The 19,126-nt window shown below is 62.7% G+C and carries 23 protein-coding genes; 10 read left to right on the top strand and 13 right to left on the bottom strand.

The genetic code is table 11. From position 1 onward, the window contains the following. From ACWPVA_RS11055 to ACWPVA_RS11045, 3 genes are all read left to right on the top strand, one after another. Positions 1–816, top strand: a complete 816-nt coding sequence (locus ACWPVA_RS11055; protein WP_454287736.1) for a class I SAM-dependent methyltransferase — start codon at positions 1–3, stop codon at positions 814–816. A 477-nt stretch (positions 817–1,293) separates the two neighbouring features. Then, on the top strand, positions 1,294–1,689 hold the full coding sequence (locus ACWPVA_RS11050) for a TIR domain-containing protein (protein WP_454287735.1): 396 nt from the start codon (positions 1,294–1,296) through the stop codon (positions 1,687–1,689). Continuing rightward, complete coding sequence (locus ACWPVA_RS11045) at positions 1,686–2,561, top strand: DUF4231 domain-containing protein (RefSeq protein WP_454287734.1); 876 nt, start codon at positions 1,686–1,688, stop codon at positions 2,559–2,561. The genes ACWPVA_RS11050 and ACWPVA_RS11045 overlap by 4 nt, the downstream gene beginning before the upstream one ends. 195 nt (positions 2,562–2,756) lie before the next feature. On the opposite strand, the gene ACWPVA_RS11040 is transcribed toward ACWPVA_RS11045, so the two are convergent. The 3 genes from ACWPVA_RS11040 to ACWPVA_RS11030 form a co-directional block, all read right to left on the bottom strand. After that, on the bottom strand, positions 2,757–3,125 hold the full coding sequence (locus ACWPVA_RS11040; RefSeq protein ID WP_454287733.1) for a response regulator: 369 nt from the start codon (positions 3,123–3,125) through the stop codon (positions 2,757–2,759). 171 nt (positions 3,126–3,296) lie between these two features. Continuing rightward, entirely contained in the window at positions 3,297–4,352 is a 1,056-nt protein-coding gene (locus ACWPVA_RS11035; RefSeq protein WP_454287732.1) for a sensor histidine kinase, read from the bottom strand. Positions 4,353–4,529: 177 nt separating this feature from the next. Next, positions 4,530–4,913 (bottom strand): MAPEG family protein, encoded by a 384-nt coding sequence (locus ACWPVA_RS11030; protein ID WP_454287731.1) that lies wholly within the window; start codon positions 4,911–4,913, stop codon positions 4,530–4,532. Positions 4,914–5,122: 209 nt separating this feature from the next. Between ACWPVA_RS11030 and trhA the strand changes: the two genes are divergently transcribed. Both trhA and ACWPVA_RS11020 read left to right on the top strand, forming a co-directional pair. Continuing rightward, entirely contained in the window at positions 5,123–5,776 is a 654-nt protein-coding gene (trhA, locus tag ACWPVA_RS11025) for a PAQR family membrane homeostasis protein TrhA (RefSeq protein ID WP_454287730.1), read from the top strand. Between the two features lie 112 nt (positions 5,777–5,888). Then, positions 5,889–6,389 carry an N-acetyltransferase family protein gene (locus ACWPVA_RS11020; protein ID WP_454287729.1) on the top strand — a complete coding sequence of 167 codons (501 nt, stop codon included), beginning with the start codon at positions 5,889–5,891 and terminating at the stop codon, positions 6,387–6,389. 45 nt (positions 6,390–6,434) lie between these two features. Here ACWPVA_RS11020 and ACWPVA_RS11015 read toward each other — a convergent pair whose 3' ends face one another. The 4 genes from ACWPVA_RS11015 to ACWPVA_RS11000 all read right to left on the bottom strand — a co-directional run bounded on the left by ACWPVA_RS11015 (position 6,435) and on the right by ACWPVA_RS11000 (position 8,889). Then, entirely contained in the window at positions 6,435–6,824 is a 390-nt protein-coding gene (locus ACWPVA_RS11015) for a DUF302 domain-containing protein (protein WP_454287728.1), read from the bottom strand. A gap of 36 nt (positions 6,825–6,860) precedes the next feature. Continuing rightward, complete coding sequence (locus tag ACWPVA_RS11010) at positions 6,861–7,154, bottom strand: hypothetical protein (RefSeq protein WP_454287727.1); 294 nt, start codon at positions 7,152–7,154, stop codon at positions 6,861–6,863. 1 nt (position 7,155) lies between these two features. Then, complete coding sequence (locus ACWPVA_RS11005; RefSeq protein ID WP_454287726.1) at positions 7,156–8,016, bottom strand: alpha/beta fold hydrolase; 861 nt, start codon at positions 8,014–8,016, stop codon at positions 7,156–7,158. A 135-nt stretch (positions 8,017–8,151) separates the two neighbouring features. Beyond that, entirely contained in the window at positions 8,152–8,889 is a 738-nt protein-coding gene (locus ACWPVA_RS11000; RefSeq protein ID WP_454287725.1) for a hypothetical protein, read from the bottom strand. Between the two features lie 153 nt (positions 8,890–9,042). Between ACWPVA_RS11000 and ACWPVA_RS10995 the strand changes: the two genes are divergently transcribed. Further along, the gene (locus ACWPVA_RS10995; RefSeq protein ID WP_454287724.1) at positions 9,043–10,146 is read left to right on the top strand and encodes a helix-turn-helix domain-containing protein; all 1,104 of its coding nucleotides are present in this window, start codon (positions 9,043–9,045) and stop codon (positions 10,144–10,146) included. Between the two features lie 42 nt (positions 10,147–10,188). Here ACWPVA_RS10995 and ACWPVA_RS10990 read toward each other — a convergent pair whose 3' ends face one another. From ACWPVA_RS10990 to msrB, 6 genes are all read right to left on the bottom strand, one after another. Next, positions 10,189–11,001 (bottom strand): transglutaminase-like domain-containing protein, encoded by an 813-nt coding sequence (locus ACWPVA_RS10990; RefSeq protein WP_454287723.1) that lies wholly within the window; start codon positions 10,999–11,001, stop codon positions 10,189–10,191. Between the two features lie 88 nt (positions 11,002–11,089). Then, a complete protein-coding gene (locus ACWPVA_RS10985) occupies positions 11,090–11,983 on the bottom strand; it encodes a transglutaminase family protein (RefSeq protein ID WP_454287722.1) in 894 nt (297 codons plus the stop codon). A 96-nt stretch (positions 11,984–12,079) separates the two neighbouring features. After that, a complete protein-coding gene (locus ACWPVA_RS10980; protein WP_454287721.1) occupies positions 12,080–12,244 on the bottom strand; it encodes a DUF3309 family protein in 165 nt (54 codons plus the stop codon). 368 nt (positions 12,245–12,612) lie between these two features. Beyond that, a complete protein-coding gene (locus ACWPVA_RS10975) occupies positions 12,613–13,278 on the bottom strand; it encodes a DUF6064 family protein (protein ID WP_454287720.1) in 666 nt (221 codons plus the stop codon). Between the two features lie 83 nt (positions 13,279–13,361). Then, positions 13,362–13,508, bottom strand: a complete 147-nt coding sequence (locus ACWPVA_RS10970) for a hypothetical protein (protein ID WP_454287719.1) — start codon at positions 13,506–13,508, stop codon at positions 13,362–13,364. Positions 13,509–13,718: 210 nt separating this feature from the next. Continuing rightward, the gene (gene msrB, locus ACWPVA_RS10965) at positions 13,719–14,129 is read right to left on the bottom strand and encodes a peptide-methionine (R)-S-oxide reductase MsrB (protein ID WP_454287718.1); all 411 of its coding nucleotides are present in this window, start codon (positions 14,127–14,129) and stop codon (positions 13,719–13,721) included. A 209-nt stretch (positions 14,130–14,338) separates the two neighbouring features. Between msrB and ACWPVA_RS10960 the strand changes: the two genes are divergently transcribed. From ACWPVA_RS10960 to ACWPVA_RS10945, 4 genes are all read left to right on the top strand, one after another. Continuing rightward, the gene (locus ACWPVA_RS10960) at positions 14,339–15,685 is read left to right on the top strand and encodes a ferredoxin reductase family protein (RefSeq protein WP_454287717.1); all 1,347 of its coding nucleotides are present in this window, start codon (positions 14,339–14,341) and stop codon (positions 15,683–15,685) included. A gap of 256 nt (positions 15,686–15,941) precedes the next feature. Then, positions 15,942–18,329: a putative monovalent cation/H+ antiporter subunit A gene (locus ACWPVA_RS10955; protein ID WP_454287716.1), complete on the top strand. Its 2,388-nt coding sequence runs from the start codon at positions 15,942–15,944 to the stop codon at positions 18,327–18,329. After that, positions 18,326–18,745 carry a Na+/H+ antiporter subunit B gene (locus tag ACWPVA_RS10950; protein WP_454287715.1) on the top strand — a complete coding sequence of 140 codons (420 nt, stop codon included), beginning with the start codon at positions 18,326–18,328 and terminating at the stop codon, positions 18,743–18,745. Before ACWPVA_RS10955 ends, ACWPVA_RS10950 begins: the two co-directional genes overlap by 4 nt. Beyond that, positions 18,745–19,122, top strand: a complete 378-nt coding sequence (locus ACWPVA_RS10945) for a Na+/H+ antiporter subunit C (RefSeq protein WP_454287714.1) — start codon at positions 18,745–18,747, stop codon at positions 19,120–19,122. The genes ACWPVA_RS10950 and ACWPVA_RS10945 overlap by 1 nt, the downstream gene beginning before the upstream one ends. Positions 19,123–19,126 lie beyond the last annotated feature (4 nt).

Below are 19,126 nucleotides of genomic sequence, written 5' to 3'. Positions count from 1 at the left end.
ATGACCAGCCGCCTGTTTTCCAGCGTCCTCGACGTCGCCACGCTTGGCAAGTTTCCGCGCATCCAGAAATGGGTCTGGCGCCGCATCTACAACATGCTGTCGCGCTTCTGGGGCGACAAGGACTGGCGCTTCATGAACTACGGCTATGTGCCGAGCGGCGCGCCCTTTGCGCTGAAACCCGAGGACGAGGCCGAGCGCGCCTTCATCGGCCTCTATCATCAGGCGCTGGAGGGGCTAGCCATTGAGGGCGCCCGCGTGCTGGAGGTCGGCTCCGGCCGCGGCGGCGGCTCGCGCTACATCGCCCGCTATTACGCGCCCGCCTCGGTGATCGGCCTCGACTATTCGCCGGAAACCGTGCGCCGGGCGCAAAAGCTCAATGCCGATACGCCGGCGCTGTCCTTCGTGCAGGGCGACGCCGAGAACCTGCCTTTTCCCGACGCCGCCTTCGACGTGGTCGTCAACATCGAATCCTCGCACTGCTACGGCGACGTGCCGGCCTTCGCCCGCGAGGTCGCCCGGGTGCTCAAACCCGGCGGCATCTTCACCTTCGCCGACATGCGCCCGAAGAGCCAGCTGGCCGCCCTCGACGGTGAACTCGCAGCCCCCGGCCTCGAACTGATCGACAAGCGCAACATCTCTGAAAACGTCGTCGCCGCGCTCAACGCCGCCGAAGACCGCAAACAGGCCCGCATCGGCAAGGCCTTCCTGCTGCGCCGCTTCATGACCGAATTCTCCGGCTCCAAGGGCTCGGTGCTCTACAAGGCACTGACGGGCGGCAGCGTGGTCTATCAGGCGCGGCGGTATCGCAAGGCGTAGCCGCTCTTCCTTTCTCCCCGCTCACGGGCGTGAGGAATGCTCGGCGCAGCTGACGAAACCATCCAGTGATCGTTTTGAATGACGAACGCCCTGAGCCCAAGCGAAGGGCCGGCAGACGTGCCGGCAGGGGGATGAGGGATAGGCGGGTGCCGAAGGCGTTTGATTTGGCGCCATCGCGGTTTAGCAGATGCATATTAGCGTCCGTAAGGTGGGCAATGGCGAATCCACGCGAGGCGGTCGCCAATAAATATCTTGCTTGTGACCCCAGGCAGTCATTCTCAAGGAATATTGCGACGCGACGCAGCACTGGCAATTCAGTCGTTACTTCCTGGATTGAGCCAAAGGTGGGCGCGAGCGTGGGAGGATCGTTTTATGCGTATCGAATATTTTACCGTACACAAGAGGAAATCGGCAGTTTTCTCTCGGTGTGCTACATGGTATCCAACATTATCGATGAGATAACGAGGTGGATATTACATGTCAAAACGCCTTTTCATCAGTCATTCTTGGTCCTACAGCGAGCGCTACCTCGCCATGGTGACGCTGCTGAACAACCGACCTTATTTCGACTACACCAACTACTCAGTACCTGAAGCGAAAGCATTCGGGCTGATGGCGAACGCGGAAATGAAAGAGCAACTGCGGAATCAGATCCGACCGGTCAACTGCGTGATCATCATCGGCGGCATGTGGACGAACCACAGCGACTGGATCCAATTCGAGATGGATTTCGCGAAGAGTATTGGGAAACCTATTTTGGGAGTTCGCCCGAGATCCGCGCGAGTGATGCCAACGGCGGTGGTCGCGGCTTCAACGCAAGTTGTAAACTGGAACGCTGACTCGATTGTCGCAGGTATTAGGGCACTATCGTGACGGCCCCAGAACTCCAGTATCCGGCGCTATATGACAGCGCAAGCCTCGGTTCTGCCGCTGCGCAGCGTAACTTTCTTTGGACGATCAGGTCCGAATATTTCTTGCTTCTATGCATGAGTGTCCTGATGTCCACGATGGGGTTGAGTGGCTACAACCGACCTGCGATCTCGATCCTGCTGCTCGTGTTGGCGGGGCTCTTCGTATTCAAGATCGTAAAGAGGCTTGACGAGGATTGGTATCGTTGCCGCGCCCTTGCCGAGTCGGTGAAGACTTCGACATGGCGTTTCTGTATGCGAGCGCATCCGTTTGGCGATGCAGATAAGATTGCTGAGCCAAAGGCCAACTTTCGAAATCTCCTTCATGATATTCTAAAAACAAACCAGAGCCTTGCAAAGAACCTAACAGCCAATGGAGCAGAGCAGGTCACAGAGACGATGCTTTCTGTTCGCGCTCTGCCATTAAACGAGCGACTCGCTTATTATGTCGAGAATCGAATTAACGATCAAAAGACTTGGTATGCAAAGAAATCAGCTGCAAACAAGCGCGCTCTGAACATCTGGATTGTCGTGACAATTCTGATCTACTTGGGTGCGGCGATCAGCCTGAACGCAGATCAGCTGGGATTTGTATGGGCGACAAAAGCGTTTGATCCGATGATCGTACTTGCAACTTCGGTTCTCGGCTGGCTGCAAATGAAGCGGCATGGCGAGCTCATGGCGAGCTACAACCTGACCGCGCACGAGATCGGCATAATCAAAAGCAACTCCGACTCCATCGAGACGGAGGGAGCGTTTTCTGATTTTGTGAATGAAGCTGAACTGGCATTCTCCCGCGAACATACGCAATGGGTCGCTCGAAGAGATGCCAACTAGTTTCTAAGCACTCACCCCATCTTCAACAACGCCCCGATCGTACCTCCCACCAGCAGCACGATGCCGATCAGAAACGTCAGCGCGGCTCCCGGCCCGCGTTGCTTGGCGTCGGCATCTTATTTCGAGATGTAGGGCGCGCAAGTCGCCGTCCAGCACAGGGAAAGAAGGCTGGCGGTTCGATCACGTTCGATCGCTTCAGTTCATCGTCATTTCGCGAATGGAGAGGATGACGGAATCCAGATCGTAGGGCTTGGCCATGAAGCGTGCTTCGACCGGCAGAGCATCGACGTCGACGCTGCGATGCCCCGAGGTCACGATGATCTTGATCGGCGGCCAGCGGTCGCGAACCGATGCCGCCAGTTTCAGGCCGTCGACGCCGCCGGGCATGTCGATGTCGGTGAACATCAGCCGGATCCGGGTGTTGGCAATGAGAACCTCGATCGCCTCCGCGGCATTGGAAGCCTCGAACACCTCGAAACCGGCATCTTCCAGTTCCGCGACAATACTCATCCGGATGAGGACCTCGTCTTCGACGACCAGAACTGCGATAGGGTCATTGTCCATGAAAATTGCATTCTTTTCTTGAGGTCAGGCTGCATTCCTGGATTTTGCCGATGCAGAACCTGTGCCCACGTGCGCCTGCGTGATTTCTTGGCCAGAACACGGATAACTCGCCGACGCTCCGATTGATCCGGGAGTTTCTGCGATTGTTCCGGCTGAGCCCGCGGCGGGAGGTCACACCGCTTCCGGCTGGTCGGCGGGGACGGCATCGTCGCGGTGCGAAATCGAAACCCTGGTTCCGGAATTGGCGTCCGCAACGGTGATGTCGGCCGCCAGTTGGTTGCTGAGCGCCTCGACGATACCTGTGCCGAGGCCGGGTTTTGCGCCATCGGCATGCGTCGGCATTCCCACCCCGTCGTCGCTGACCGCGAGCGTCCAGTCCTTGCCTTCGGCGTAGTAGTCGACGGTGATCTTGCCCTGGCGCTGGTCCGGGAAGGCGTGCTTGAGTGCATTGATGACGAGTTCGGTCACGACTAGACCAAGGCTGACCGAGATGTTCGCCTTGGTGACGGTCTTGTCGACGTTGACGACGATCGACAGCTGGTCGGGATCGTAGATCATCGATGCCCCGAGGCTCTTGCACAGCTGCTCGAAATAGCTGCGCAGCGCGACATCGCCGGCGCTGGACGCCGAAAGCTGCTGCTGCACGGCGGCGACGGACATCACCCGGCTGTGGGCGGATTTCAGTTGCGTGCGGGTTTCTTCGGACTGAACCTTGCGCGCACTCTGCATGAGAATGCTGGCGATGATCTGCAGGCTGTTGGCCACCCGATGTTGAACTTCCTGCAGCAGGTTCGCCTTGTCGCGCAGCAGATCGTCCTTCACCTTCTCGGCGATCCGCGCGTCGGTCACATCGGCGACCGTCAGCAGCAGCCGCACTTCGCCGCTATCGGCATAGTCGAGCTTCTGCGCGGAGAGCACCAGGCGCCGGGTATCCTGGCCAGGGCGCTTCAGATCCATCTCGTAGCCGTGGACATCCGCCATGCCCGCCGCAGTCGCCTCGAGCAAGACCGAAAGCTGCGGGACGTTCCAGGCGCCATCGCCGATCTGCGCGAACGGCCGCGCCACCGCCGCTTCGGGTGCGATCAGGAAGGCGTTAGAGAAGGAGACGCTGGTGGCGATCACGCAGAGATTGCCGTCCAGCAGCACCACCGGCGCACTGGAGGATGCAATGACCGCAAGCGCCAGGCTGAGCGAGGCTTCGGGGTGGAGAGGTGTCATGATTGTCATTGGCTGTCCTTTCGGCCGGAGGCTCGCGGTGCGAAAGCCATCCCCGGCATGGACGCAAGATCGGTGTAGCAGCAGAACCCGTCTTCGAGACAAGTTAGCACAAATATCTCTCGCGCTACGAAAAAACCCGCAGATGGCCGGGTGCCGCCGAAATGTCCGGGCCTGCAGGCAGCCCAATCACCCCATCTTCAACAACGCCCCGATCGTGCCCCCCACCAGCAGCACGATGCCGATGAGAAACGTCAGCGCCGCCCCCGGTCCGCGTTTCTTGGCGTCGGCGTAATATTCCGAGGCGTAGAGCACGCGGGATGCCGTCCAGCACAGGCCGAGTATGCCGGCGATCGCGTCGGAGACATAATATCCAAACAGCCAGAGCGAGGGGAGGAACAGCACCAGTTGTTCAACCGTGTTCTGCTGCACGCGAAAGATCCGCTCGAAATCGGCATTGCCGGTGGTCTTCGGCGCTTCCACGCCGAATTGCTGGCGGGCGCGGGCGACCTTCAGCAGGAACCAGATATAGGCGATCAGCGCCGAAAAGGTCGCGAGAACGGTAAAACGCATCGGAACATTCCTTAAGGGCAACTGCCACGGTCGGCATGGCGCGATGCTAGGCGATGGCCGCCCAGCGTGCAAGACAACCGCGCAAGACGAGTGCACTTGAGCTCTTTTCCGCCCTACAATCGCCATCCCGGCCCTTGAAGGTAACCGGAAATTTGCACATGATATGCACGATCTTTGGCACGATCTAATCTCAAGGGTTTTCGACCGACATGACCGACCAGTTCCGCTTCGGGCGACCTTACGATTTCCACGAGCTGGTGGCCGATGGCATCGTCCACGGCATCGGCGTGGTCTTCGCGCTGATTGGCGCCACGGCATTGATCTTCTATGCCACGGTCTGGACGAGCTATGCCGAAATGGCCGCCGCCTGGATCTACGGCCTCGGCCTCGTTCTCGCGCTGGCCGTCTCGTTCACCTACAACATGTGGCCGCATTCGCGCACCAAGTGGATCCTGCGCCGCTTCGACCATTCGGCGATCTTCGTGCTGATCGCCGCCACCTACACGCCTTTCCTGGTCAAGGGCGCGCATGACTGGGTGATCCTCTCGCTGCTCGTCGGCATTTGGGCAACCGCAATCGTCGGCATCACGCTCAAGTGCCGCTATCCCGGCCGCTACGACCGGCTCGCCATCCTGCTCTATCTCGCCATGGGCTGGAGCGGCGCCATGGCGCTCGGGCCGATCTCGCAGACCCTGCCGAGCATCACCCTGCTTCTGATCATCATCGGCGGCTGCATCTATTCGGCCGGCGTGATCTTCCACGTTTGGGAACGCCTGCGCTTCCAGAACGCCATCTGGCACGGCTTCGTCGTCACCGCCGCCGCCGTGCATTATTCGGCCGTGGTCACCGCAATCGGCCACTGACGAACGGCGAAAACAGGGCAGAGCTGCCGGATCGCGATACGGTGCCGCCGCTTTACATCGTCCCCGGCCAGGGTCTAAGCAGGCGGTCCGAAACGAGGCCGGGACCCGATCCATGACAGACGCCATCACCATCCGCGACGCCGCCGAGGCCGATCTCGAAGCGATCCGCGACATCTACAATCATGCCGTCGAGCACACCACGGCGATCTGGAACGAGGTGCTGATCGACGTCGACAACCGCCGCGCCTGGATGGAACTGCGCCGTGCAAAGGGCTTTCCGGTGCTGGTCGCCGAGCGGCACGGCAAGGTCGCGGGCTACGCTTCTTACGGCGACTGGCGCGCCTTCGACGGCTATCGCCACACGGTCGAGCATTCGGTCTACGTCGACAAGGACTGCCGGGGTGCGGGCATCGGCAAGCTCCTGATGCAGGCGCTGATCGAGCGTGCGCGGGAAGGCAGGGTCCATGTCATGATCGCCGCCATCGAGGCGGAAAACCAGTCGTCGATCGCGCTGCACGAACGCCTCGGCTTCCGGCTCGTCGGCATCCACCAGGAGGTCGGCACGAAATTCGGCCGCTGGCTGGATCTGGCGATGATGGAACTCAGGGTCTGACGGAGCGGCGCCAACCCCAAGGGGTCTGCGCCGCCTGGCTTTCGTTCAGATCGCCGCCACAGCCTTCCGCAGCATGTCGCCAACCTGGCCAGCCACCGATTTCAGCTGATCGTTCGGGATCGCTTCCATCGAGGCCTGGGGGTCGATGGCGCTGACCATGACGGAATGGGCGCCGGTCCTGCGCACGATGACATTGCAGGGCAGCATGGCGCCCACCTTCGGCTCGATGCCGATCGCCTGATGCGCCATCTTCGGATTGCAGGCGCCGAGGATCAGGTAGTCCTCGATATCCTGGTCGATCTTCTTCTTCAGCGTCGCCTTGACGTCGATCTCGGTCAACACGCCGAAACCGTTGGCGGCAAGCGCCGCGCGGGTCTTTTCCACCACGCTGTCGAAATCCGTGGCCTCGAAGGTCCTGTTGATCGTGTAACTCATGTTCCGTTCTCCTGTTTTCGCGGGTGGATTGGCGCTTCAGTCGGGCTGCCTCAAGAAAGGCTGATCCGTCCGTTTCTCGCCAGCTTGGCCTTCGAATGAACAGACCAAACCGGGCTTCCGTGTGGCAGCGCCCGCATCGGCGAAGTCCGGGACGGGATATTGTGCGATCAGCCGCAATTGCCCATGCGGCAGATAGGCGCGACCGAGACGGATCTCCGGCAGCGCGGGCGCCGGGGCAAGGGCGAGGTTGTGGACGATGAACTCCGCAGCCTCCGCGGCGGAGACCGGCTCATCCGTCCGGGCGGCGCGCGTCCGATGGCGGCCGTGCATGTCAATCGCCTCTCTGGCCCACGATGAAGCGGGTCATCTCGCAGACGATTTGCTCGAAATCGCGCGTGTGCAACTCATGGCCGCTTCCCTCGAGGATGCTAAGCTTCGCCCCCGGCACCAGCCGGGCGATGGCCTCTCCGTTCGGCAGCGGGAGGATCGGATCCTCGTCGCCATGGATGACGAGAACCGGGCAGGCGATGTCAAGAATCCGGCCGTCCCAGTTCTCCCTCGTGCTGACCATGCCGTGGTTGAAGGCGCTTCTGATGTCTGCGGCACGGTCGATTTCCGCTTCGATCCTGACCCGCGCCGCAGCCTTGTCGAAGGCGTGACCGCTGCCCGCGCACAGCCGGGCGCTCTCCAGCAGGAGGTCGCAAACGGCGTCCCGGTCGGACCAGTCGAGATTGGCGAACCGGGCGAAGTGTTCCAGGAAGCGCGTGCTGATTTCCGGCAGCGGTTCATCCGCGCCGCCCAGCGGTTCGCTGCCGATCAGCGTCAGCGATCTGACCCGTTGCGGGCGCTGGAGTGCCGCCACCTGGCCGATCAAGCCGCCGAGCGACATGCCCGCGACATGCGCGGTCGGCAGCCCAAATCCATCCATCACGGCGAAGAGATCACCCGCCATGTCCTCGACGCTGTAGGCGACGTCGCCTGGCTGGCCGGTTGTCGAGCGCCCGGTATCGCGGTTGTCGTAGCGGATGACGTAATGGCCCGCCTCGGCCAGCATCGCGCACAGCGCCTCGGGCCACCAGAGCATGGAGGCGGTCGCCCCCATGACCAGCACGACGGGTTCGTTCCCGGGCGAACCGAAGCCCTGGGCTGCGATCTGGATCGCGCCGTTCGAAATCATCTTGTCCTGTGGCAAGGTACCTCGGTCCTCTGACACATGTCGGGCTTGCTGCTCCCGGTTGCATTTTCAGTCTAGCCGACGCCGCGGAAAAATCCACAGCGCATTGCCCCGCGGTTTCGCCGGCGGCCTGCTTTGTCTGCGGTCTCGCCCTCACTCGATCCGCGTGCGGACCATCTCGCCGCGAATGGTGATCGCCGGTTTTGCCCCCGGCGTGTTGGGCAGCGCGCTGTCGACATAGGAGGCGACCGCCTCGACCAGATAACTGACCGGCGTGGGCACGAGGAACTTGAGGGATGCGTCGAGCATCTGGCCGGCGATGGCGATGGTCTCGTTCTGCATCACCCGGTCATAGACCAGTCGGGCGCGAAGGGCCGCGCCCGAGATCGAGACGTCCGTCGCATGGCCCTCGAAGGAAAAGTCGCCCGCATCGCTGCGGATGTCGACCACCGAGAAGTCGCCGGTGAGCCGGGCGCGCGCCGCCTTCTGGTCGATGACGACGGCGGCCTCGGGCTTCAGATTGGCGGAGAGTTCCATCATGCAGTCCGACCAGTCGAAGAAGCGCTGCGCCTTGCCGACGTCGACGATGAGCGTGTCGCCGTCGATGCGCATGCTGCCCTGTGCCGGGCAGCCGCCGGAGAACCATCCGGAATGCCACACCGCACCCCAACCGCGCCGCTCGCCCTTCAGTTCCGCCACCAGCGGTGCGTCCGCCTGGGCGGTGATGACGATGTCGCTCGCCGCCCCTTCGACCCGGATCTTGGCGACTTGGCTCAAATCGAGCGGCCCCGCCACGCTGTCGCGGGTGGCGACGAAGGCGACGGCGGCGTCGAGCACGCCGAGCGTCAGAATGGTGCCGGCGATGGAAAGAAGGATACTGCGGGTCTTCATGGGGGATGCTCCAGGTGAAGGATGACGATGGCGCAATCCAACACCGGCACGCGGTAACCCGCGACCTTGAACGCGTTTCAGGTCGACCTCGAACGCGCTTGCGGTCATGGTGGCGCAAAGCTCTCACCGCCCCCTGGCCAAAAATATCCGCACATGATCTTCATTCCGCTGTCCTTCGCCGTCTCGCTGTTTCTCGTCGCCTTCCTGCTGCGGTTGTTGCTCCAGGGCCGCGAGAGCCTGGTGCGCAACCACCTGTTCGTCCTGCTGATCGCGCTCTATGCGGCGCAAACCACGCTGGTAGGCCTGCGCTGGGGCTATGGCATGACGGCGGTCCTGCCGCTTCTGTCGCTGCTGGCGACCGCCATCCCGCCGCTCACCTATCTCGCCTTTCGCGACCTCGCCCGCGAAGAGGGCGCCGGGCTCTCGTTGGCCGACTGGCCGCATCTTCTGCCGACCGCCGCCCTCGTCGTCCTGCATTTTGTCTGGCGTGATCCGATCGATCTTCTGATCATCGTTGAGTTCCTCGCCTATGGATTGCGGCTGCTCTGGCTTGCCCGGCTGGGGCCGGACGGCCTGGTCGCCGCGCGCCTCGACGGCACGCTGCGGTCCCATCGCTCGCTGCTGCTCGCGGCGCTCGCCCTCGTCGCCTCGGCCTTCACCGATATTGCCATCAGCCTCGATCTGCTGTGGGGCGAGGGACGCCATTCGGCGCTGATGGTCTCGGCCGCGACCACCGTCATCCTGCTGCTGCTCGGCATTGCCGCCGTGGTGGCCGGCGCCGAGGAGGGCGATGGGGAAGGGGATGAGGTCGGGGAAAAGGAAGAGGTTGGCGACGAGAACGTGCGTGCATCGGTCGACGCGTCGGCCTCACGCCTGCCGCAGGCTTTGTCCGGCGAGCACGAGGCGGTGGCGGCAAGCCTCGACCGGCTGATGGCCGAGCGCCGGCTCTATGGCGATACCGGCCTCAACCTCGGCAAGCTGGCGCGGCGCATGGGCCTGCCGGCGCGGACCGTCTCGCAGGCGGTCAACCGCGTGCACGGCATGAGCGTCTCGCAATATGTCAACAATTTCCGGGTGGCCGAGGCCTGTCGGCTGCTGGCGGAAACTGACATGCCGGTGACCCGCATCGTGTTCGAGGCCGGCTTCATGACCAAGTCGAATTTCAACCGGGAGTTCTTGCGGGTGACGGGGTCGAGCCCGACCGCCTTTAGGGCGGCGCAACGTGCGGCCGCGCTGACAGACGAGCCGGCAGGCTGAGGGCCTGCCGACCTTCCTGGCATTGTTTCGAGCCGCATTGCCTCAGGCTGTCGGGATCTCTTCCGTCACCACCTCGAAGCGGGCGAGCCGCGCCGGGCCGAAGGCGGTCGACAGCGCCACGTCTGTGGCGTCGCGGCCCGTCGCCATCAGGATGCGGCCGATGCGCGGTCTGTTGTGGCGGGCATCGACCGTGTGCCAGTGGCCGCCAAGATAGACCTCCATCCAGGCACTGAAATCCATCGGATTGCCGTCGGGCGGCACGCCGATATCGCCGAGATAGCCGGTGCAATAGCGCGCCGGAATATTCATGCAGCGACACAGCGTGATCGCCAGATGGGCAAAGTCGCGGCACACCCCGGTTCGGGCGATGAAACCGTCATGGGCGGAGCGCGTCGCATCCGCCTTCATGTAGTCGAACTTGATATGGTTGTGGGCGAAGGTGAGGATCGCCTGCACCCGCGGCCAGCCGAGCGGCGTGTCGGAAAAGGTCGCCCAGGCGAAATCGGCCATCCGGTCGGTGTCGCAGTAGCGGCTGCCGAGCAGGAAGACCAGCACGTCGTTCGGCAGGTCCTTGATGTCGTGCTGGAAGGCGCCCACGGGCAGCACGTCGGGCTGGCCGTTGTCGTAGATCTCGAACTCGGTCGAAATCGTGGTGATGCCGGCCGGCGCGGTGATCCGGCTGCAGGCATTGCCGAAGCCGTCGATATAGTCGCGCGCCTCGATCGGCCGATCGAAGCTCAGCACCTGCTCGCTGAGCAGGTCTGCCCGGCGCGACGGGTGGATGTTGAGCACGAGCAGCATCGCGGTATCCCGCTCGCATTCGTAGCCAATCTGGAAGCCGGCACGTATCTTCATTCTCGGATCCTTTTGGGGGGAGGGTAGGATCGCCGGAGCGGCGGCATCGATTAAACGCAAGAACGGGCCTGGAGTTCCGCGCCGACGGTCAGGGCGGCGCAGCCTCGTCGCCATCGGAGGTCACGTTGACCTGCACGGTCAGCGACTTGAAATCGGAGGCCCGCCCGTCATAGCTGCCCGATAGCGGAACAGCCTGGCGCGGATCGCGCGCCACGCCCACCCGGATCAGGTCGCGATTGCCGACAATGCCGTTGGTCGGATCGAACTCCACCCAGCCGGCGCCGGGAATATAGATCTGGCACCAGGCATGGGTCGACCCCCCGCCGAGCGTTGTCGACCCGTCGCGGCTCGGAACGTAGATATAGCCGGTAACGAAGCGGGCGGCCAAACCCAGCGCACGGGCGGCCTCCATCATCAGAAGTGCGAAATCCCGGCATGTTCCGGTCTTGAGCTCAAGCGTCTCCAAGGGTGCCTGCACCCCATGCTCGGAGCGGCGCACATAGGCGAAACTGTCGTGGATCATGTAGCACAGCCCCATCAGCAAACTGCTGGTGCGGGTCGGCTGGCGGCTGTGCACGAATTGGCGGGCAAAGGCGCCCAACAGATCGGCCGGGTCGGCGAAATGTCGGGCCATGGTCGGCGCGAGATCCGGCAATTCCTCGGCGTCATAGGCAAACGGATAGTCGATCGCGGCCTGATCAATCGGAAAGTCGAGCGCAGCATGTGGCGTGTGGTCGAGCCGGATGTTGCTCTCGAACCGCAGGCTGCGGGCTTCCTGGGAAAAGCTGACGAGCGCGACGCAATTGCCAAAGGGATCGTGGATCCAGCGGATCTGCTCGTAGGCTGGTTCGACAACGAGGCTGACGTTCAGTAGCGTCTGGTCGAAACTGTCGCGCGGCCGGAACATCAGCCGGTGCTCGCCGAGCTTCACGGGTCGCTTGTACCGATAGTCCGTGATGTGGCGAACCGAAAATATGGTCACGATACTCCCCGCCCCCATCAAGCAGGGGAATGACTCCTGCGCCCGAACCGTGCCCCGCCTCGCGGTGACCTGTTCGAGCGCAGGACTGGGTTGGAATCAGAGCCGGCCGGTAAGCACCAGGATCAGAAGAATGATGAGCACGACGCCGAGCACGCCGACGCCGCCATGACCGAAGCCATAGCCATAGCCGCCGAAGCGACCGCTAAAGCCACCCAGCAGGGCAATGATGAGGATGATGATGAGAATTGTTCCGAGCGACATGCAGTTGATCTCCGTTGCTGTTCACGATGGCCTGTACATTTGCACGTCAGGCCAAGGCTTGGATCGATGATGGCACGGCCTGGAGGAATAGATTTGCCTCCAACTCTATTAAGTACAGGGACAAAAGATGTTTGTACAGTTGCCGCAACGACTTCGCTCACAATGCAAAGACGTTTGAGGGGGGAGGCCCGTCGCGGCCTGACGGCGAAAGGATGTGCCAGGCCGCTGTGCATGGCGGTAGCCGCAAATTGTCCCGAGGCTTGGCAGCCGCATTGGCACCGCCACGCACCCCTGCGCCACAGGCATCCGCACTATCGCGACCTGCATCACTTGCATGGCCACCAGTGATGTGGAGCAGGAGCGAGGGATCAGGTCCCTGGCTCTTCCCCATGCCGGGCAAAAGGCAGATTGCACATGCGCCCAAGGGCAAAGACGATGGCGACTGCCCCCGCGGCGAAAAGCCCGTAATCCTGCGGCACGCCGAGCATGAAGGCGGCGGTCCCGCCGATCGCTGACCAGACGAGCGGGATGACCAGCAACCAGCGCACCGCCGACCAGCGCCCGAGCAGCAGAATGCCGATGGTGAAGATCGTCGTCGGGCAGGGCGCAATGCCGAGCATCGGCATCGCCGGATAGATGTGTCCCGCAGCCATTCCCAAGAGCGGATATGCGAGGATCGCAAAGACGATGAGCAGCAGGCCTGCGGCCGTACGGCTGTCTCTTCGCATGGCGAAATTGACCTCCGCTCCCCGCACCGCGAAAACCGCGAAGAAAACAGCCTCCGCCACGAAGACTGCGGCGAACAGCAAGGCTGCGGGGTTGATCACTGAGAAGAACAGCCCGTGATAGGCGATGCCATTGACCGCCCACATTGCTGCAAGCACGCCAAGTATGCCCGGATCGGTAAACCGGCCGCGTCGCAGGAGGAGCAATAGACATAGGAACGCGGCTGCATAGGCGAGGACCTGCGTCGGCCAGAGAGCCTCGTTGTATCGCACGAAGACGGCGAAGAAGTCTGCGCGACTGAAGGGCAAGACGATCTCTCCCGACGATGGATGGGCAGTCTAGCTCAGCACACGGCCTGCGCCATTGCCGCGCTTTGCCAAGGCCTCCGGCCTCAGTTGCCGATGAACTGGAAATAGGCCCAGGCGACGCCAAACGCGGCGATCACCCCGAGCACGACCAGGAGCGTCTTCTGTCCCGGATTGGGCTTTTTCGGCTCCGGCGGCTTCTGCGGCCTCTTGAAATCAACGACAGTGTTCATGGATGTCTCCTGATTGTGTTTGTCCGGACTTTAGCCGCAAGGAGATTGAGAAAGTGCTGATGGACGGCAAAGGTCGCCGGTGTCGCATGCCGGTCAACGGCATTGATGGTGTCGTCGGACCGCTCGTTTCGGCAACCACCCCTCTGCCTGGCAGGCAGAGGGCGGTGTCCCGGCAAGACCTCGCAGTCGCTCTTCCGCGAGGGCCAGCCCTCACTCCACCGTCTCAAACACCATCGAATGACCGTTGATGCAGTAGCGCAGGCCGGTCGGCTTGGGTCCGTCGGGAAAGACGTGGCCGAGATGGCCGCCGCAATTGGCGCAGCGGATTTCGGTCCTGACCATGCCGAGCGAGGCGTCGCGATGCTCAGTCACGGCGCCCGGCGTCACCGGCTCGAAATAGCTCGGCCAGCCGCAGCCCGCATCGAACTTGGTGTCGGAATAGAACAGCGGCGTTTCGCAGGCGGCGCAGCGGTAGAGGCCCTTCTCGAAATTGTCCCAATAGGGGCCGGTAAACGGCCGCTCGGTGCCGTGCTCGCGCAGGATGCGGTATTGCTCCGGCGTCAACTGCTCACGCCATTCGGCATCGGTCTTCTCGATCTTCGGCTTTGTCATTTCGCTCATTGGTGAAGCTCCCTTGTCTTGCGTTCATAGATAGGGTCGCAATCGCTCCGCGGCAATTACGCCGTGCGCCGTCCCTCGTCGCGGAGATGGTTTGTCTGTATAAGGAATTCTGTGCGGACTCATCCGTCGTCAGCGAAGGGGTCGGAAAAGACGAGGGCAGTTGTTTTTGTCCTTGGAAGCCGACCTCTCGTCAAAAGGGGAAACGTGTCATGCGGAATATCAAGCTTGCCTTGTGGGGCGCATTGGTCCTGTTGAGCCTGCTCTGGCTGGCCGCCGAGCCGGGCGTGTTCCAGTCGGAAAATGTCTTCGCCCTGCGCGCCGCCATGATCCAGTACAGCGGCGTGCTGGCCATCGGCGCCATGAGCATCGCGATGGTCCTGGCGTTGAGGCCCGGCTGGCCGGAAACCTGGCTGGGCGGCCTCGACAAGATGTACCGCCTGCACAAATGGCTTGGAATTTCAGCGCTGGTGCTCTCGGTTGCCCATTGGCTCTGGTTCGAGGCGCCGCGATGGGCGATTGACCTCGGCCTCATCGCGCGGCCCGAGCGCGGAGCGAGGCCGGAAATCGAAAATCCCGTCCAGCAATTCCTGATCGGCCTGCGCGATCCCGCCGAGGGTCTGGGCGAATGGGCGTTCTATATCTCCATCGTGCTGATCGTCCTGGCGCTCATCCCGCGCTTTTCCTACTGGTGGTTCTTCAAGACCCACCGGATTCTGGCCGTCACCTATCTTGTGCTGGTCTTCCATGCCGTAGTGCTGGCGCAATTCAGCTACTGGACCCAGCCGGTCGGCATCGTGCTGGCCGTGCTCCTCATTTCCGGCACGGTCGCTGCGGTCATCGTCCTCTTGCGACGTGTGGGCATCAGCCGGCAGGCCATGGGCAACGTCATCTCGCTCACGAAATATCCCGGCGTCCGGGCGCTCGAGATCGACATGAAAATGGAGCCCGGTTGGCAAGGCCACCTGCCCGGTCAGTTCGCTTTTGTCACCTCCGACAAGGGCGAGGGCGCGCACCCGTTCACCATCGCCTCCGCTTGGAGCCCCGCCGACAGCCATGTCACCTTCATCACCAAGGCGCTGGGGGACTATACGAGCCGTCTCCCCGACACGCTCAGCGTCGGCCAGCAGGTCAAGGTCGAGGGGCCTTATGGCCGCTTCACCTTCGACGACGATTGTCCGCGCCAGATCTGGATCGGTGGAGGCATCGGCATCACCCCCTTCATCGCCCGGATGAAATACCTTGCGGAGGTGGTGCCTGATCGGCGCGGCCAGCAGGCGATCGACCTCTTCCATTCCTCCGCGGAACTCGACGAGGACGCGTTTGCGCGGCTGAGCGCCGATGCCGCGGCCGCCAACGTGCGCCTGCACATCCTCGTTGATGCCCGCGATGGCTTGCTCACCGGCAAGCGCATCCGTGCCGAGGTGCCCGAATGGCGAGAGGCAAGCTTCTGGTTCTGCGGTCCCACGGGTTTTGCCGACGCGCTCAAGCGCGATTTCGCGGGCGAAGGTCTCGATGTCAAGAAGCGCTTCAATCAGGAGCTCTTCTCGATGCGGTGAAACAGGCTTGCGCCGATTGCCGCATCAATTCCCGGCTTTCAATTTGCCACGCGACGGCAGGGCGATTTCCGTCGCCGGGAAGGGCCACCGTTAAGGGGGCCATGGTCCGTCGAAAAACCCCCAGGCGTTGACAAACGTCGATGTGAACAGGCTTTTTTCGATTTTTCCTTGAGACGGGCCGAGCTTTGTCCTAACACCATGCCTGATTTCCGCCCCATTGCCGGGGCGGCGCGAACTGCGCTCACAAGGATACGGAATGTTTGAAGACGTCGCCGCTGTGACATTGATGGCCATGCTCCTGCCCTTTGCCGGCGCGCTTGCTGCCCCTTATCTCACCGCCCGTCTCGGCGCCAATGCCGCCTGGGTCCTTGCGCTGATCCCGGCGTTCGCCTTTGCCCATTTCGCCGGCTTCCTGCCCGCGATCTCTGCTGGCGAGGTCGTGACCGGCGGTTATGCCTGGGTGCCGAGCCTCAATCTGTCCTTCTCCTGGTTCCTCGACGGCCTGTCGCTCACCTTCGCGCTCCTGATCACCGGCATCGGCGCGCTGATCGTGCTTTATGCTGGCGGCTACATGAAAGGCCATGCGCAGCAGGGCCGATTCTTCTCCTTCATGCTGTTGTTCATGGGCTCCATGCTCGGCGTCGTGGTGTCCGACAGTTTCCTGATGCTCTTCGTCTTCTGGGAACTGACCTCGATCACCTCCTTCCTGTTGATCGGCTTCGACCACAAGCGCGAGGCTTCGCGCCGCGCGGCCCTTCAGGCCCTGGTCGTAACCGGGGGAGGCGGGCTCCTGCTGCTCGCCGGCCTGATCTTCATCTGGAACATCACCGGCGTGACCCAATTGTCGCTGCTGCTGCATTCCGGCGACCTGTTGCGCGAAAGCCCGTTCTATGCGGCTGCGCTCTTCCTGGTGCTGGGCGGCGCCTTTACCAAATCGGCGCAGTTCCCCTTCCACTTCTGGCTGCCCAACGCCATGGAAGCGCCGACACCGGTCTCGGCCTATCTGCATTCCGCCACCATGGTGAAGGCTGGCGTCTATCTCTTGATGCGGCTCAATCCGGTGATGGGCGATACGCCTGCCTGGGAGATCCTTCTGCCCTTCTTCGGCGGCATCACGCTCCTGGTCGGCGCCGTGCTCGCCATCCGCCAGACCGACCTCAAGCTGATGCTGGCCTATACGACGGTCGCCTCGCTCGGGCTTCTGGTCATGCTGACCGGCTTCGGCTCGCCTTACGCGATCGAGGCGGCGGTCCTTTATCTGGTCGCCCATTCGCTGTTCAAGGGCGCGCTGTTCATGGTCGCCGGCATCATCGACCATGAGGCAGGAACCCGCGACGTGACGAAGCTCGGCGGCTTGCGCGCCGCCATGCCGATCACCTTCTTCGCCGCGCTCTTCGCGGCGATCTCCATGGCCGGCCTGCCGCCCTTCTTCGGCTTCCTCGCCAAGGAGGAGATCTACGCAGCACTTGCCGGACCGGATGCGCGCTCGATCGTCTTCACCGCGGTTGCCATTGCCGGCAATGCGCTGATGTTCGTCATCGCCTTTGCCGTCGCCCTGAAACCCTTCCTCGGCGCGAAGGTCGACACGCCGAAGCATGCCCATGAGGGCCCGGTGCTGCTCTGGCTCGGACCGCTGACCCTGTCGCTCATCGGGCTTTTTGCCGCTCTCTTCTCGCCGCTGGCCCACGCCTATGTCTCGTCGCCGATGGCAAGCGCGGTTGCCGGACAGGTCGAGACCGTGACGATCAGCCTCGCGCCGCATATCGGCCTGCCGCTCGCCCTGTCGATCCTGACCGTGGTGCTCGGCATCCTGATCTATCTCGGCCTGACACGCGCCCGCGCTGGGGTCTCGCGGCTGCTCGACGCGCTTGGCCCAGGACCGGATCGCGGCTTCGACCACTTCGTCGCCGGCCTGGTGCGGATCTCCTTCCGAGTGACGCAAATCGTGCAGAACGGCCGGCTCGAGGTCTATATCACGGTGACCTTCCTGCTTCTGGCCATTGTGCTGCTCGTTCCGCCCTTCGTCCATGGCGAGCTGCCGGCCATGCCGACCTGGCCCGAAGACGTGCGGTTCTACGAACTTGCCTTCTTTGCCATCGCCATCATCGGTCTTTTTGCCGTTCTCACGGCCAAGGACCGGCTGACGGCAATCGTCTCGCTGGGCATCCAGGGCTTTGCCGTCGCCGTGCTCTTCCTCCTGTTCGGCGCCCCGGACCTGTCGTTTACCCAGTTCATGGTCGAAACGCTCTCGGTCGTCATCCTGGCGTTGGTCATGACCCGCTTGCGTCTTTCGCCTTCCGATCATCGCACCTGGGCTCAGGTTCTGGGGGACGGCGCGATTGCCATTGCCGCCGGCCTGGGTCTTGCCCTCATGCTGTTGAAATCGACCCAGGCAACCTTCGACACGGCGCTCTCGGATTTCTTCAACACCTACTCCAAGGCCATCGCCCACGGCGCCAACGTGGTGAATGTCATCATCGTCGACTTCCGTGGCACGGACACCTTGGGCGAGATCGCGGTGGTGATGATCACCGGCCTGGCAATTCTGGCGCTGATCCGCATCCGCGTGCCGCGGGTCGCACCCGCCCAGACGAGCGGCGCCAAGCCTGAGACCAAGAAAGCCGAGAAGGAACTGCGCAGATGAACACGCTGATCTTCCGCACAGTCGCCCCCTTCCTGACCGCGCTCATGCTGCTGTTTTCGATTTTCGTCCTGCTGCGCGGCCATAACGAGCCGGGCGGCGGCTTCATCGGCGGGCTGATCGCGGCCTCCGCCTTCGCCATCTACGGCATCGCCTTCGGTGTTTCGGCGGTGCGCCGGGCCTTGTGGTTCCACCCGCTTTCGGTTGCTGGCGCCGGCCTTCTGCTGGCGACCCTGTCCGGACTTCTCTCAGCACTCCTTGGCGTGCCGTTCATGACCGGACTGTGGATCTACCCGCAACTGCTCGGCGTCGAGGTCCCGCTCTCCACGGTCATGTCCTTCGACGTCGGCGTCTACCTGGTCGTGGTCGGCGCCATCACCTCGATCGCGCTCGCGCTCGAAGAAAGGGAAATCGACTGATGGAAGTCCTGTTTTCCGGCCTCGTCGGCATCTTCTTCGCCGCCGCCCTCTATCTGATGATGTCCAAGCATATCGTTCGCGTCATGCTCGGCGTCGCGATTCTCGGCAATTCGGTCAATCTGCTGCTGTTTACCGCCGGCCGGCTGACCCGCGAAGCGCCGCCGATCATCGGCCTCGACGCCGACGTCCTGGCGGCCGGATCCGCCAATCCGCTGCCCCAGGCCCTGATCCTCACCGCGATCGTCATATCCTTTTCCTTCTTCTGCTTCCTCCTGGTGCTGACCTATCGCTCCTACCAGGACCTTGGAACCGACGACACCGACGAAATGCGCGTGGCCGAACCGAAGGGCGAGCCGCTGCCGCCGATGGGATATTGAGTGC

It is taken from the genome of Rhizobium arsenicireducens (assembly GCF_964021225.1).
The sequence above is the reverse complement of the archived record's forward strand: the minus strand, read 5'-3'. Positions and strand labels throughout refer to the sequence as shown.